Origin of the sequence: Bacillus sp. FJAT-18017 (assembly GCF_001278805.1) — a bacterium.
Lineage (GTDB): Bacteria > Bacillota > Bacilli > Bacillales > Cytobacillaceae > Bacillus_D.
On sequence record NZ_CP012602.1, the window covers coordinates 3513474 to 3528619 of the forward strand.

The 15146-nt window shown below is 42.2% G+C and carries 14 protein-coding genes and 1 pseudogene; 6 read left to right on the plus strand and 9 right to left on the minus strand.

Annotated elements, in window-relative coordinates; all coding sequences use genetic code 11:
- Positions 1-175: 175 nt before the first annotated feature.
- From ytvI to AM500_RS16445, 3 genes are all read right to left on the minus strand, one after another.
- Entirely contained in the window at positions 176-1207 is a 1032-nt protein-coding gene (gene ytvI / locus AM500_RS16435; protein WP_053600172.1) for a sporulation integral membrane protein YtvI, read from the minus strand.
- A 334-nt stretch (positions 1208-1541) separates the two neighbouring features.
- A complete protein-coding gene (cphA, locus tag AM500_RS16440; protein ID WP_053600173.1) occupies positions 1542-4178 on the minus strand; it encodes a cyanophycin synthetase in 2637 nt (878 codons plus the stop codon).
- Positions 4179-4181: 3 nt separating this feature from the next.
- A complete protein-coding gene (locus AM500_RS16445; RefSeq protein ID WP_053600174.1) occupies positions 4182-4985 on the minus strand; it encodes a cyanophycinase in 804 nt (267 codons plus the stop codon).
- Positions 4986-5221: 236 nt separating this feature from the next.
- Between AM500_RS16445 and AM500_RS16450 the strand changes: the two genes are divergently transcribed.
- Both AM500_RS16450 and AM500_RS25565 read left to right on the plus strand, forming a co-directional pair.
- The gene (locus AM500_RS16450) at positions 5222-5449 is read left to right on the plus strand and encodes a hypothetical protein (RefSeq protein ID WP_053600175.1); all 228 of its coding nucleotides are present in this window, start codon (positions 5222-5224) and stop codon (positions 5447-5449) included.
- 374 nt (positions 5450-5823) lie between these two features.
- Complete coding sequence (locus tag AM500_RS25565; RefSeq protein ID WP_155922289.1) at positions 5824-5949, plus strand: 3-methyladenine DNA glycosylase; 126 nt, start codon at positions 5824-5826, stop codon at positions 5947-5949.
- Between the two features lie 47 nt (positions 5950-5996).
- On the opposite strand, the gene AM500_RS16455 is transcribed toward AM500_RS25565, so the two are convergent.
- The 4 genes from AM500_RS16455 to AM500_RS16470 are packed head-to-tail and all read right to left on the minus strand — an operon-like array spanning position 5997 to position 10119.
- A complete protein-coding gene (locus AM500_RS16455) occupies positions 5997-7187 on the minus strand; it encodes a Ger(x)C family spore germination protein (RefSeq protein WP_231688019.1) in 1191 nt (396 codons plus the stop codon).
- Positions 7180-8766 (minus strand): spore germination protein, encoded by a 1587-nt coding sequence (locus AM500_RS16460; RefSeq protein ID WP_053600177.1) that lies wholly within the window; start codon positions 8764-8766, stop codon positions 7180-7182. The genes AM500_RS16455 and AM500_RS16460 overlap by 8 nt, the downstream gene beginning before the upstream one ends.
- On the minus strand, positions 8753-9877 hold the full coding sequence (locus AM500_RS16465; protein WP_053600178.1) for a GerAB/ArcD/ProY family transporter: 1125 nt from the start codon (positions 9875-9877) through the stop codon (positions 8753-8755). The genes AM500_RS16460 and AM500_RS16465 overlap by 14 nt, the downstream gene beginning before the upstream one ends.
- A gap of 2 nt (positions 9878-9879) precedes the next feature.
- The gene (locus tag AM500_RS16470) at positions 9880-10119 is read right to left on the minus strand and encodes a hypothetical protein (RefSeq protein ID WP_053600179.1); all 240 of its coding nucleotides are present in this window, start codon (positions 10117-10119) and stop codon (positions 9880-9882) included.
- 199 nt (positions 10120-10318) lie between these two features.
- Here AM500_RS16470 and AM500_RS16475 point away from each other — a divergent pair, with 199 nt between their 5' ends.
- Both AM500_RS16475 and AM500_RS16480 read left to right on the plus strand, forming a co-directional pair.
- Positions 10319-10615: a hypothetical protein gene (locus tag AM500_RS16475; protein ID WP_082347257.1), complete on the plus strand. Its 297-nt coding sequence runs from the start codon at positions 10319-10321 to the stop codon at positions 10613-10615.
- Positions 10616-10849: 234 nt separating this feature from the next.
- Positions 10850-11203 (plus strand): hypothetical protein, encoded by a 354-nt coding sequence (locus tag AM500_RS16480; protein ID WP_053600181.1) that lies wholly within the window; start codon positions 10850-10852, stop codon positions 11201-11203.
- Positions 11204-11258: 55 nt separating this feature from the next.
- Here AM500_RS16480 and AM500_RS16485 read toward each other — a convergent pair whose 3' ends face one another.
- The gene (locus AM500_RS16485; protein ID WP_053600182.1) at positions 11259-12233 is read right to left on the minus strand and encodes an aldo/keto reductase; all 975 of its coding nucleotides are present in this window, start codon (positions 12231-12233) and stop codon (positions 11259-11261) included.
- A 37-nt stretch (positions 12234-12270) separates the two neighbouring features.
- Complete coding sequence (locus tag AM500_RS16490) at positions 12271-13149, minus strand: GNAT family N-acetyltransferase (protein ID WP_053600183.1); 879 nt, start codon at positions 13147-13149, stop codon at positions 12271-12273.
- A gap of 121 nt (positions 13150-13270) precedes the next feature.
- Here AM500_RS16490 and AM500_RS16495 point away from each other — a divergent pair.
- A pseudogene (locus AM500_RS16495) lies at positions 13271-13922 on the plus strand (ABC transporter ATP-binding protein); the annotation flags it as partial.
- A 256-nt stretch (positions 13923-14178) separates the two neighbouring features.
- Positions 14179-15135: an ABC transporter permease gene (locus tag AM500_RS16500; protein ID WP_053600185.1), complete on the plus strand. Its 957-nt coding sequence runs from the start codon at positions 14179-14181 to the stop codon at positions 15133-15135.
- Positions 15136-15146 lie beyond the last annotated feature (11 nt).

A 15146-nucleotide genomic window follows, 5' to 3' on the forward strand; every position in this document is an offset into this window, starting at 1 on the left:
TTGAGTCCATATATCCTATTCAATGACCTGAAAAAGTGCACTTACATTTTAATAAATGGGCTTATGCCCAAATAAAAGCACATTTGCGGCTTTTGGGCTTTACTCGTACGAGAACAAGGGATTCCGTGTGGATCTAGACAATTAGAAAAGGCCTGCTTTTCGCAGGCCTACTGGATTATAATTTAAAATTCATTTTTATAACGTTCACTTTAATTAGCGTATTAAAAACAATCACAATTGCTGGTCCCGCAAACAAGCCGATGAAGCCAAGTAGCTGGAATCCAATGTAGAGGCTGACTAGGGATGCCAGCGGGGAAATTCCAAGATTGGTCGCATATACCTTCGGCTCGACAATCCTGCGGACAACGGTAATGATAAGGAACAGAATAATAAGACCGATACCAAGGAAATGATTATCCTGAATAAATGAGATGACAGCCCATGGTACAAGGAAAGATCCAGTTCCGAGTATTGGCAGGATATCGACAATAACAATGAGTAAGGAAAGCAACGCAGTATACTTCACGTTTAGAATTGCCAGACCAATAAACGCCAGGACATATGTAATGAGACTTAGGAAAATCTGTGCCTTAATAAATCCTACCCCAGCTTTCGTAAGCTGAAAGAGGACAATCGATACCTTATTTTTTGTTTCTTCCCTTAGATGGCTTTTTATTGAAGCCTTAATGGAAGGAAGCTCCAGGCTAATCAAGAACAATGCAACCAGGTAAATGAGGAATTCTATCAGGAAGCCCGGAATTGCGGTCAGGAATCCGAATAGGAATTGAACAATGCTCTGTACAAACTGGTCTAAAGCCGTGACTGATTCTTCTATTGTCTTTTCTACAGATGATATTACATCTGGAGGTAATGTCTCTGCATACGATTCCCAACGTTTAATTAACGGTTTTATTCCCGTAGCATATAAGTCTTTGACAAAGGTTGGTGTACTTTCAGACAGTTTTATGACCTGCTGGAACAAAATCAGGAAAAGATTGTATCCTATCACAACAATTATCAACAAAAACGACAGGAATGAGGCTATTACCGCCTTAACCCGGCTCAATTTAAGCTTGCGTTGGAAATAGTTGACTAGCCCCTCAAGCATGACTGCGGTAACCAGTGCAAAGATGAACGGCAGGCTATATGGCAAGAAAATGATAAACAACACTAGCAAAAACGCGGGCATAATCCACTTTTTCCACATATTACTCTCTCCCAAGGAAAATTAAAAAAGCATATAACGCACATTATCTAATTATACCTTTTAAACAGTGGCAATGCTAAGCTTTTATAAAAAAAGAATCGTTCGCCGCTTTACAACCTGTATCCCCAATTAAAAATTAAAGAGACTGGCGAAGGGCTAATGAATTTAAAATCTCCCACAATTAATTGTTTGGGCAAAAACCGCCTTCCTTAACTTCCTGCTAATTTCTTACTTCCGAGGCTTTTTATGCAGAGTTAGTGACGGAGGTTTCCCCCTCCATGTCAACCCTTAAAAACAAAAAAAGGGTCCCAAAGTTTCCTCCGGGACACTATTATTATATTATCTTTTTTACAAGTGTATTGGTTGTGTTGCTTATCTGCGAAATGAATTCAGAGACTACAGAGTATTTTTCAAAAAGGAATATCAATGTATCTCCTTCCTTCGAGCGGTTCCAGGCTTCATAGTAGGATTGGAATTCGTCAGGAATGATAAGGAGCTGTTTTTTCGAAATTCCTTTTTCCTTGAGTGCAGAGGCATGCATCATATTTGCAGTCTCAAGGGGCGCCCTGCCTCTCAAATCGGCATCTTCCCTAATGATAATCCGATCAGCATTCCTGACAGCAATCCTTGCCATCTCACGAATTTCGTGATCCTGCCGGTCTCCCGGTGAGGAAATGACAGTTGTTGTCGTACCGGTCCTGAAATGGCGGGCGGTATCGAAAAATGCGTGAAGTCCGGCAATGTTATGAGCATAATCTACAATGATATTTCTGCCCGCAAGCTGGAACGTATTAAATCTTCCTTTAGAATGTTGAGGATCAGGAATAAAGGTCAACGCCTTTTCCTTGAGTACTTCAAAGGAAACTCCTTGTGAATATGCGGCCGCAAATGCTTGCAGCAGGTTCGATATATTGTGCTTTGCCTTACCCTGAATCGTCACAGGGATATCACTTGCCGGCAATAATTTGATTTCCTGGCCATCTTCAACACAAATAATCCAATTGTCTTCGTTCAAATACCAGACAGTCCAGCCATTTTCAATCGCCTGATGAATATGGTGGTTTGTGTGAAAGACGCTGGTATAAATAATATTTCCTCTTGTATAGGCTGCCATTTGGACAACTTCAGGATCGTCAGCATTGAGGATGCAATATCCGCCTTCCATTACAACCTCGGGGATTAGCCTTTTTAGCTTCACCAACTGGCCAAAATCCTCAATGCCATCCAGTCCAAGATGATCCTCAGTTACATTTGTGACAATCCCGACATCACATTGCCGGAACGCGAGTCCTTCCCGTAATATCCCTCCCCTTGCAGTTTCGAGGACAGCGGCATCAACCTCATGGCTATGAAGGATTTTCCGGGCACTGATTGGACCGCTGCAGTCGCCTTCATCAATTGTTTGGCTTCCGATATAAACTCCATCAGAATTCGTCATCCCGACTGTATAGCCATCCCTTTCAAGGAAGTGCTTAACAAGCCTGGTAGTCGTTGTCTTTCCATTTGTTCCAGTAACCGAAATGATAGGAATAGATGCTTCCTTACTCGTTTTAAACAAATAGTCAACAATGGCTTTGCCAACATTGCGTGGTGTACCTTTTGACGGATAATGATGCATCCGAATTCCTGGAGCGGCGTTCACCTCGACAATTGTTGTTGTATTTCTGTCCAGTTCATTCGTAATATCCGGACAAATCAAATCGATACCTGCAACATCGAGCCCAATAGCTTTAGCTGCTGACACTGCCATCCGTCGAATAGAAGGATGAACTTCATCTGTAACATCAATCGCCAGGCCGCCGGTCGACAGATTCGCATTCCCGACGACTTGAATAACTTTGCCTGGTTCAGGTACTGAATCAAGTGTCAAATTGGACTTTTCAAGATAACAGGAGACAATCGAATTAAGTGGTATTTTGGACATCGGCTTTTCATGCCCGTCTCCTCTCAAAGGGTTTTTGTTTTCCTCCTCGATTAATGCACTAATTGAATCCTTTCCATTGCCAATCACGAATGGGGCAATACGCATACTCGCTGCAATAAGCTTGTCATCAACAACCAGCAGCCTAAAATCGCTGCCCTCAAAGTATCGTTCAACAATATAGTCAGATTCAGGGGTTTCAAGACAGTTTAGAATGGAGAATAACTCTTCTCTACTCCTAATATTGGTAAAGACACCCCGGCCCTGACGCCCATTCAAAGGCTTGATGACTAGTGGAAAACCAACACGTTCGCCCGTCTCAAAAATATCCTCGATCGAGCTTGCTGTCTCGCCTTTTGGAACCGGAAGCCCAGCTCCTGCCAAAAGTTCCTTTGTTACTTGCTTATCGCATGAATTCTCAACAGCAATATGAGGAGTTTGGCTCGTTATCGTAGCCTGAACAAATTTCTGTTTACTCCCGGTACCAATCCTTACCAGACTGTCTGAACCAACCCTTTCCACAGGAATGCCTTTTTCAAACGCAGCATTGTAAATCGCTTCTGTACTGGGACCCAGCTTATTTTCGTAATATAATTGTTCAATCTTATCTATATAAGGCTTAGCATCAACATCGGCTTCACCATTCAATATCCGTTCGACTATTTCCTTTGCAGCTTCAAAGGCATAGAAGCCTGATTTTGGCTCCCGATAATCATATGTAACATAGTAAACGCCCTTTTTACTGCTGGTCAGCGTCTTTCCGCGTCTCACTTTGATTCCGGCCAAACATTGAAGCTCTATTGCCAAATGCTCGAGAATATGGCCCATCCATGTACCCTCATTAAGCCTTTCAACAAAGCCGCCTTCGTAGCCGAGGGAACATGTATGATCTTGAAGGGATGGTACTGATTTTAAAAGAGCATCATTGAATCTTGGAAGCGAGTTTGATGGGCTGAACTCCAGTTCTTCCAAGTCCAGCTCGATCCACATCGTCGGCTTATAATTGAAATAATTTGGTCCTTTCAAATACCGCACGCGTTTGATCTCCATGATTTACTCCCCTTTAATCAATAATTTTCTATTTTTTAGATCGAATCGGTAGCCGTGTGTAAGGGTATGAAGTTTGAAGTTTGAAAGGGTCAATTCTTCGCTTCCGTCATCATTCGTTGTCACTTCTACGAAAGAGTTTTCTTTTCCATCCAGAATAAGAACCTGGTGCTCACCGATAACTTCGAATGTAGCCCCATTTATTAAAATCGCTGTGTTTTCATCTATTCCTATTCCCATTAAGTCCGGATTCCCCGCAATCGCGCCAAGCAGCCTGTCAAACCGGGACCGCTGTGAAAAATGCTGATCAATCAACATTTGGCTCATAAAACCAAACCCTTTATCCATTTCTACCTGGAGGATTTCATCGGAATCCTTCGTAAGTGCGCTGACAATCATATGTTTGCCCATAATCGATGCACCTGCACTTGTTCCTCCTAGAACCATGCCGCTTTTCCATTTATCAAAAAAAAGTGCATGAAGCTTTGTACCAGTTATCATTTGTGTAAGGCGGCTCTGATCTCCACCCGTAATGAAAAGGGCGGATAATCCCTCTACATCCTTCAATATTTGCTCATCTTCCGCTTTTTCCCGGGAATCGACGTCAATTGTAATTGGGTCGCCAATTCCGAGATTTCGAAAAACCTTTTGGTATTCCCCTCCAACCTCTTCAGGAATCCTTGTAGCGGTTGTTAAAATCCCAACCTTCCCTTCTCTCTGAAGTGAAAGTTCGGTGAATTTCCTTAGAATGGTAACACCCTGGTATTTTTCCTCGGCGCCCCCAATAATCAACAATGGCCCATAGCTCACACAGATCACCTTATATCCCAGAATTTTAAGAACAAAAATAACATGTTTTTTATACCCGTTTTTCAAAAAAATAAAACTATTGTTCGTAAAAGGATATGTTGAAAAAACGATAATATGGCAGTGCAGTTAAATATTTCTTTTTAGACATGCATATTTCTTCTCACGCTTTAGTTACAATATTTCAACGTTTTAGTCTGTCCACGAAAGGGGTATAGATATAGCAGAGGTGATCATTTATGGACAGCAATCGCAAAGATCACGGACTTCACCTTAAGAAGGGGAACCGTGATAATCCTGAGCAATATCCTACTAATAAAGAGAGCCTATTTGATAAGTTTGAAAGTGAGCAAAATGTCGATCCACTACCGATGGAAGACTTGGCCATGGAACAGCGCGAAGAAAAAGATGGCGACCATACAAAGGATGAATCATCCAGTGAAAACAAATACAAAACAGGTTTTTAAAACACGGTGATAATGGAAATTGTCTTGTATTAAAACCGCGGGCAGTTAGACTCGTTCTCTTAAAAAAACCAGCTAAAAAAATGTTTTCTATTTGTTCGACTAAAAAATTGCTGAAGTGCAGACACTTTATTGGTTGGAGCGGAAGGCACGAAGACTCCTACGGGAGAAAAGGTCAGTGGGAGACCCCGCAGGAGCAAAGCGACGAGGATGCTCCCAGGCCGCCCGTGGAAAGGCGAAGTGCCTCGTGACAGGCAAAGACCAGCCTGTCCCTGCGGTGATTATTCTTAGAAGCTTCCCTTTATGGAGCGGAAATCACAGAAACTCTTAAGTTTAACCTATATAGACAAAAGTTTATTTTTCAAAGGAGGATCATCATGGAAAACAATAAAAAAGACCAAAACAATTCTGTTGAGCAAAATAAAAAAGTTGAACAGGGCAAGGATATCTCGGCTCAGCGTGATCCTGAAAAACCAAAGCACACTTCAACAAAAGAACAATAAAAGGAATTCAAATAGATTGCCTGGCTGAGCCAGGCAATCTTATTTTTTCACTTTAAATTTTGGAGGAAGCTTTTGGTTCGGATACCGGACCTTCGAATGATAAAGTTTACTTCTACATCAATTTCACCTTTTGTGAACACTTCATCCCAGTTCTTTTCTACTTTATTGAATGTTTTAGGATGCTGCCTGTATAAGACCTCACCAAATCCAAAAATATCAGCCTTATATTTTTCTTGTGCTTTTTTTACGGTACCTTCAATTGTCATTTTTATATGGTCGGAAGCATAATCCTCAAGTTTTTCGTAGCTTTGGACACTTGAAAGATCCTCAGAGCATTGAGTGCCTTCTATATACCCAACCGCATGAATCCTCACATTTACTTTTGCCTTTCCATTAACCATATACGCTTTTGTTTTTGTTTTGGTGTTATAGATCCTTAAGGTAACCAGTCCCTCTTTTCCACAGGGAATGGCTACTGATGTCTGTAGAATGTCATCCTGCAGCCAAAGATAATTTCTTGTATGTTCCATGTTCATAAAGCCTTTCAGCCTGGCACCTTTAAATACAGCCATCGAGTCTGAAACGACCATTGTGTCAGGGGTAACCTTGTTCATATTCCCAACATTGCTGCCCTTTTCGGGGTTACCCGTTAATCTTACCGCTTGCATCACAGGCTGCCTTCCCGGGGATGTCAATGCTGAAACAACATCGTTTAAACGAACATTAGGGTCCCCGCCCCATTCCTTCTTCATCGTCCTCAACTGTGAAAACAATTTCAATGACGATGATTTCTGAACCTGATAGGTAATCTTTAGGATATCGGCAGCCTTTGCGTCTCTAGCAACAATAAAATTAAAATCATCCCTAATTTCCCGATTGCGTTCAAGGTAGTCGACAAACTCCAGCACTCCTTCTCTGGCCAATTCCTCACTTATGACCAGGACTTTCATGTGCGAATAAATTACATGCCTGCCAATGCCTGTATTCACTTTTCTAGCAAGCTCCGCAATAGAATCTCCTTCCATTGAGTAAACAACAGAAGCGGAAACACCGGTTGTTGTTTTCGGGTTTAACTCCCGCGCGTTTACACCTTCAATGCTGAATAAATATTTATGTTTTTCTCCCTTATCAATGGCCATTCCCGTAATTACCGAGATGGTGGAGAGTTCCTTTTTATCCCAGCATCCCGTTAGAAGAAATACAGAGATAAGTATTAGCAACATACACTTCTTACTCACGGTCATTCCCCCCGTTCATTGATGGGGGAGAAGGAGAGCCTTCCGCTGTTGTTTTTGAGGATTCTTCAGTAAGAAGAAACTTTGGCCGATTCTTCATGCCCCACCACGGGAAGCGAACAAAAACATCTTTCTGATCCTCGACGATAAATGGTGCAACGGGCGATAAATATGGAATGCCAAATGAACGCAGAGAACAAAGATGTGCAACCATGACGACCAATAGCAATAGTACCCCATATAGCCCTAGGATGGAAGCTGCAATAATTAGAAGAAACCTCATCAGCCGGGCCGCTGCAGCAAAATTGTATACAGGTGAAGCAAAGTTGGCAATTGCCGTAATCGCAACAACAATAATCATTGCATTTGAAATAATTCCTGCTTCAGCAGCAGCCTGGCCGATAACCAGAGCCCCGACAATCGAGACCATCTGGCCGATCATTTTAGGAGTTCTAATTCCTGCTTCCCTAAGAATCTCAAACGTTATTTCCATCAGCAGCACTTCAACAACTGCCGGAAATGGCACACCCTCCCTTTGTGAAACAATTGACAGCAGCAATGTTGTCGGAAGGAGTTCATGATGAAACGATAAAACACCCACATAAACAGAAGGAGTGAGCAGTGCCAGCATAAATGACAAATACCTGATAAATCGAAGAAACGAACCAAGGATAAACGATTGATAGTAATCCTCGGAAATCTCGAAAAAATTAACAAAAACTGCGGGAACAATTAGACAAAAAGGGCTGCCGTCTACAAGAATGACAATCTTACCCTCCATAATATTGGCGGCTGCTGTATCAGCCCGCTCTGTATTCATTGCCAGCGGAAAAATTGTTGCCGTTTTATCAACAATCATCTCCTCGACATTCCCGGATTCAAATATCGCAGACGTTTTGATTCTTTTTATCCTTTGTCTAACTTCATCTACTATAGAATCATTGGCAATTCCCTTCATATAGGCGATATAGACATTCGTCTTCGTATCTTCTCCCACAATAAAGTTCTCAAAGTACAGACGTTCGTTTCGTATTCTTTTTCTTATTAGGTTCACATTGACGGACAAGGTTTCTACAAAACCTTCTCGGGGGCCGCGAATAATTGTTTGTGCGGTTGGCTCCTCGACTGCCCTTTTTTCCTGGCTTGGCATCATAACTGAAATTCCCTGAGCCAATCCATCGAGAACGATTACTACCGACCCAGTCAGCATTGCAGAAATGATCTCTTCTTTCGTTTCGATAACCGTATGGCGGATACCACCGAATATCTCTTTGCAAAAACTGATAAAACCACGCGCCCCAGGGACAGATCCGTCATTTTTTGCAGCAAAAAGATTTGCCGTTGTTCGCTTAAGTGTCTTTTGGTCAATCATACTTTCCAAATAAAAGATATACCCTTTGCTGCCGAAAATCTCTCCCGATATCGCCCTCATATCCACTGAATTACCGAACGATTCATTGATTGCTTTGCCAAGCTCCCCGATTGAAAATGAAGCAATTGGCTCGTTTTGTTTAGCTGAATTTTTAGGTGTTTGCTGCTTATTTTTCGGAGTTTTAGCGGCAAGAAGCTTAAGAATGTTCATCGATTTGACCATTCCCTTTTTTTTGCATAATAAATAGTTTTATCATCATAGTTAAAAATAAACTTACTGGAAAACCAATTTGAAAAGGCAAGTGCAAGTACTTCGGTACAAGCTTTATTCCTTCTTCAATATGGTCTGCGAAATTAACGGAGACGAGAACTGAGAACAAAGACACTAACATCGCCCCCGGTAATGCGAAATATCGAAAAGGCAGGCGATAAACATATTCCATCCCTTTGAGTGCGCCAAACAAAAAAACCGAGCTTTTCACCAGAATTCCAAGCAGCATGATAAATACGACTAACACTTCAATCCTCTCTACAAAGCCTCCAATGGAAACATTCCGGGCTACGGTAAGCAAAGGAAAATTAGATCGCTGCATGGCATCGACACCTAGTGACATAACCGTTAGAATTTCGGCAAGAATCAATAGAAAGGTTGCTGTTGCCAACCCTAAAAACGCAACATGCTTTATATGGCTCTTCCTTGTTACGAGAGGAAATATTAACGTAAACGCAACCATTTCCCCATACGGAAATGTAATTAATTCGGGAAACACCTGTTTTATAATTGGTGAGGCACCATTACCAAATAAGGGCAACAGCTGCTTTGGATCTACTCCCCCGCTCGCAATCAAGAAAATCGTTAACATTAGCAAGAACAATAGTAAATAAGGAGAGAATATTTCATTTGTTCTAGCCAATACCTCTATACCTAAATACAGAATATAACCAAGGACAAGACACAACGTCAGGCTCATCACTTCCATAGGGGTATTGGGCAGAATCGCAGATGATAATAATTCGCAAAAGTCTCTGATGACCCTGGCTGCTAAATATGTAAAATAAGAGATGTAAAAGAACGCAAGGATTATGCCAAGTTTCCGGCCAAAACAGAACTCGATGACCGTGTAAAGATTATGATTTTCCATTCTTGTAGACAGGGCATAATACAACCAAAGAAGCGCCACACCAAAAAGTGATGCTCCTCCAATAGCAATCCATGCATCATTGCCGGCTCCCTGTCCCAATCCAACAACAATTGAACTGCCGAGCTCGAAGTTGACAACCAGCATCAGAAGCTGGACCAATGAGATATTTTCTTTTGCCACTTTCAGCTCTCCTTATTGATGTACCCTTTCCTCTTACCTAAAAATAGACGGATATCCGAAGTAATACTAAAAGCAAACCCGATCAGCACACCACTTATAACAAACAACCTGCCATAGAATACTTCTGAATCCACTATATTGGACAGCGCTTCCCAGAAACTGAATTGAAACAAAACCATATCTAAAATCGCCGTCAATCCAGTAATTAAAACCATTGTCAAAATATACGAAAATGTAATCAATGTATAGCCTCCTTAAAATTAAGGCTTCCCCTACTAGAGTGGCTGAAATTACTTTTTTTATCCAAAGGAGTGGAAGTGCCTACGTAAAACTTTCTCATCTATGCTTGGCAGCCCTTATCTTCCCCACCAACTAACAGTTGGGTTCACATTGAAGAACATGGCCACATAAAATATTGTGAATGGTAAAGGAGGGGAAAAAATGGACCAAAGACAAATTTTCGGCGGTCTCCTTGGTGGCTTTGGTAACTATCCAGGTTATGGTGGTTATGGCGGTTACCCTGGATACGGCGGCTATCCTGGTTATGGTGGATACCCTGGCTATGGCGGTTACCCTGGGTACGGCTATCCGGGACACCATCATGGGCATCACCACGGACACCATCACGGACACCATCATGGACACCATCATGGACACCACCACGGACATCACGGCGGACACCACGGCGGGCATCATGGCGGACACCACGGCGGACACCACGGCTTTCGAAAGGAATAAATGACAGATTCGGCCTGATTCTCTAGTGGAGACTCAGGCTTTTTTACATTTCTTAAAAGTACTCCACTATTAAGTTTTGTAAATGTGGGTATCCATCCCGGGGGAGAATTTTGCATTGCAACGAGACATACATAATCTAGGGCTTTCTCTTTGTATGATTACATGTTTATTTTTCATACTAAAAGGAAGAAGTAAAGGAGAGATATTTTAGGTTTTGATGAAAGGAGTCTGCACATGCACCTAGAAAACTTTGAAAATCAGAAGGTCCAAATAAAGCTTCGAAACTTTCCTGCGGAGATGACCGGGGATGTAACAGGAATTTATAAACCGGATGAATGGTATCTGGCCAAACTAGTAAAAAGTGAAAACTCAGGCATCTGGGTGGAAAACCCATGCTATAAACAGACTCTGGTCAGGGATGAAGACGGTACAGCCATCCCAGAAGAAAATCAAATTGAAGAAACCTGTGTCACCCATTTGCTTATCCGTTGGGAATACATTAGCTCGATCATTACCTTCCCTGAGAAGCAAAAAACAGGGGTTGACAAAAAAGCGCAACTAATTGGTTTCAGACCCGAATTTAATTAACGTAAAGGCCCCAGAACAATAAGTTCGGGGCCCTTGGTTCGTTTCAATGCCATATTTAAGGAAGTCTTTTCCCTCTTGCGCTAACATAAAGAGAATACCATTCTTCCCTTGTCATATTTTCAGCTTGATTGACCGCATCCCTGCAGTTTAGGATTCTTTCAGAATTAGTTGTCCCAATCACCGGTTGGATCCTGGCGGGATGGCGCATGAGCCAGCCAAGGACAATGGATTCTTTTGTTGTTTCTTTTTCGGAAGCCATTTTATCGACCAATTCCGCGGTAACTTTCTCCTGTTCAGTTGAAAAAGCACCACTACCGGTGAATACGCCTCGGGCCAGCGGTGACCAGGCCTGAAGCTGGATTTCCTTCCGCATGCAATGCTCGATAACCCCTTCTGCAAAGTGGCTTGCCATTCCTGCAGCCTGGTTAACGTGAATTCCCTGGTCAAGCCAGTCAAGCTTGCCAAGGCTCATTTCAAGCTGGTTTACTACCAATGGGATACCACTATATGTATGGATAAGCTTCATTTGCCCAACGTTCATATTCGAAACCCCAAAGCTGCGTACCTTTCCTGATTCCTCAAGCAAACGGATAGCCTCACCCACTTCCTCTGGCTCCATCAGCGGATCCGGGCGATGCAATAGCAATATATCTAAATACTCGATTCCCAGCCTGGAAAGAATTCCATCCACAGACGATAGAATATGCTGTTTTGAAAAGTCATAGCGCCCTGGTCCCATTTCATCCTGAAAACGAATTCCACATTTGCTCTGTATGACTATTTTCTCCCTTAACCCAGGCTTGCTTTGCAGAACCTTCCCAAAAATGGTTTCAGCCTTTCCCCTAGTGTATATATCCGCATGGTCAAACATTGTAATCCCAGCTTCCAATGCGGCATTTACAGCTTTTTCAGCAAGAAGCACTTGTTCACTTGTGATTGGGCTGTTATCCCAGTCCCCTCCAAAACCCATGCATCCGAGTACCATCCGGCTATTTGTAATCCCTCTTTTTTCTAATGGCATATTCCGCAAAACATTCAGCTCCCTTTCCTTATTTTCATTTTAGACCTTACGCCTGTGCAGTCAGTGGGTGTTTGAATACTTCGGGCAAGGTTGTTCCGTTATCCAAAAGTGCAAATAGAACTTCACTCCCATAATATTTTTCAATCTTGTAAGGAAGTTCCTGTTCCTCAGGTGTGAAATGAAGAATAGCCCTTTTTACAGCTCCACTAGAAATTCTTGAAAGAATTCGTTTCAAATTAACCTCTTTTTGAAAAACAAGATCGTAGACGTGCAAAACCTCGCCTTCTTCTGCGAAAATAGCAACGCACTCTTCTTCCTCAAGATAATAAATCGCTCCGGGGAATACATTTAGGCTATGAAACATTAGTAGTTCCACAGAATTTAAAGCAGAAAAAGTATTGGAGACAGGCATTCTTGTTGAAGCGAATCTGTAAAGAAAATTCCGGTCTGTGTTGTTTTCCATATTCAGTTTTCTTCCATTACAAAGGGAGCTAGAGTTGCTTATAGCCTCCAATGAAAACACCTTTTCAGCGACCGGGAAAAGTCCGAATTTCGGATAAAAATCCAAAACGGTCTTGTTAGCAAACAGGTATAGCAGGTCATATTTTCCCTTATTATCATCCAGGACATGTTCCATCAGTTTTCGTGATAATCCTTGTCCTCGATAATTGGGATGAGTCATCACTGTCCCAATCTGTATTCCTTTCTTCTCCTCCCCATTGATGATAAGTCCAATTTTGTTAACCGAAACATTGGCTACAACTTTATCGTCAACTATAAAGGAGTAAGGTATATATTTTGATGTTAAATACCCCTTATCCATCCAACTATAAAAGGAAATCCCAAACACTTCCCCGGCAAGCTGGTTGAAACTCTCCCTTAGTTTGGGAGAATCGAAATATTCTTTTAAAAATTTATACCCCATTTTTGCTCCCCCCACTTATACTGTCCTGTATATTTTACTCTTTCATACCATTTAAAACCAACAGATAGTACGGTACTATTAAACTAGAACACTGGTTGCTAGACAAATCTGGAGGCTTGCTATGGAAACTGTATTAGAATTGAAAAATGTAACAAAACAAATTAAGAATAAAACAATTATCAATAGGCTTAGTTTCTCGGTACAGAGCGGTGAGGTGTTTGGCTTTCTGGGGCCAAACGGAGCCGGAAAAACAACGACAATCCGGATGATTGTCGGCCTGATGGACATAACAGACGGCGATATCATCATTTGCGGAAAAAGTGTTAAGCAGGACTTTGAAGGTGCCATCCGTAATGTTGGGGCCATTGTTGAGAATCCGGAAATGTATAAGTTTCTTTCAGGCTATCAAAATCTCCTTCAATACAGCCGAATGCACGGTGGTATTCCTAAGGAAAAGATTGCAGAGATTGTAAACCTTGTAGGCCTGACAGACAGAATCCATGATAAGGTGAAGACGTATTCTCTCGGAATGAGACAGCGGCTTGGCCTAGCGCAATGCCTTCTCCACGATCCGAAACTACTAATATTAGATGAACCGACCAACGGACTTGACCCGGCAGGGATTCGTGAAATCCGCGATCACCTGCGGATGCTGGCCAGGGAAAAAGGAATGTCCGTCGTCGTCTCAAGCCATCTTTTATCAGAAATGGAATTAATGTGTGACAGGATTGCGATTATTCAGGCAGGAGAGCTGATTGATGTCCAAGATGTTCGTTCAATGATTAGAGAAACTCAGCAGGCTTATTTTTTTGAAACGGGCCCGTTAGAACAGGAATCCAGCTGGTTAATAGAAGAATGGAATGCCTCCCTTTCCCAAGATGGTTTTACAGCTTTGGTAACAAGGGATAAGGTTCCTATTTTGCTAAAAAAACTTATCGATTCGGATGTGTCTGTATTCGGTGTCAGAGCCGAAGCGAAAACGTTGGAAGACCGTTTCCTTGAAATAACTTCTGAAAGGGGAACGGCAGAATGAAAAACCTCGTCATAAATGAACTAGTTAAAATTTTCAGCCGTGCTGGAACGTATGTGATGATTGGTCTGGTAGTTGTTCTCGTCATGGGGATGGCAGGCCTGTCAAAGTACGAAGAAATGGAAAATCCGCCGAAGGAAAATACCCAGTGGAAGTTGGATCTCGAAAAACAGCTGATCAATGACCGGGCTACCCTCGAGGATTTCAAGGACACGAACGCCAATTTAAAAACGTTTTATGAACGCGAAGTTGCCGTAAAGGAGTATCAAATCAAAAATAACCTGGCGCCTGAAACGGGAACAACTGCCTGGTCATTTGTAAGGGACTCAAAGAATTTCATTAGCCTCGTCGGCTTATTTGCAATTGTAATTGCGGCAGGGATTGTTTCTTCGGAATTTTCCTGGGGGACAGTAAAGCTCCTTCTCATCAGGCCAATGGGGCGCTGGAAGATTCTACTTTCCAAATATCTGGCGGTCCTTTTATTCGGGGTAGGTCTTCTAGCTATGCTTTTTCTCCTATCCTTCTTTATTGGGCTTGCCCTCTTCGGGTTCCCGGATAGTCCCACTCCGCATCTAGCCTATTCGGATGGACAGATTGTCGAACGGAGCGTTGCTCTACAGCTTCTAGCCGAATATTTACTTAATTCGATTGATGTTTTGATGGTGGCGACTATGGCGTTTATGATATCCGCGGTATTCCGGAATAGTTCACTGGCAATTGGGATTTCCCTGTTCCTCCTCATGACTGGCAGTACAATTACTATGCTGTTGGCAAGCAAATTTGAATGGACAAAGTTCTTCCTGTTCGCCAATACTGATTTAACAGTATATCTTGATGGGACTCCCCCAATTGAAGGGATGACATTGGGATTTTCAATTAGTATGCTAATTATCTACTTTGTTTTGTTTCACTTCCTTGCTTTTTACGTATTTTCAAAAAGGGATGTAGCTGCATAAGGCTAGTGCGG

Bases quoted from the DNA above. Each gene is read 5' to 3' on its own strand.
- ytvI (WP_053600172.1), bottom strand. From the start codon at position 1,207: ATGTGGAAAAAGTGGATTATGCCCGCGTTTTTGCTAGTGTTGTTTATC.
- cphA (WP_053600173.1), bottom strand. From the start codon at position 4,178: ATGGAGATCAAACGCGTGCGGTATTTGAAAGGACCAAATTATTTCAAT.
- AM500_RS16450 (WP_053600175.1), top strand. From the start codon at position 5,222: ATGGACAGCAATCGCAAAGATCACGGACTTCACCTTAAGAAGGGGAAC.
- AM500_RS25565 (WP_155922289.1), top strand. From the start codon at position 5,824: ATGGAAAACAATAAAAAAGACCAAAACAATTCTGTTGAGCAAAATAAA.
- AM500_RS16460 (WP_053600177.1), bottom strand. From the start codon at position 8,766: ATGAACATTCTTAAGCTTCTTGCCGCTAAAACTCCGAAAAATAAGCAG.
- AM500_RS16475 (WP_082347257.1), top strand. From the start codon at position 10,319: ATGGACCAAAGACAAATTTTCGGCGGTCTCCTTGGTGGCTTTGGTAAC.
- AM500_RS16480 (WP_053600181.1), top strand. From the start codon at position 10,850: ATGCACCTAGAAAACTTTGAAAATCAGAAGGTCCAAATAAAGCTTCGA.
- AM500_RS16490 (WP_053600183.1), bottom strand. From the start codon at position 13,149: ATGGGGTATAAATTTTTAAAAGAATATTTCGATTCTCCCAAACTAAGG.
- AM500_RS16500 (WP_053600185.1), top strand. From the start codon at position 14,179: ATGAAAAACCTCGTCATAAATGAACTAGTTAAAATTTTCAGCCGTGCT.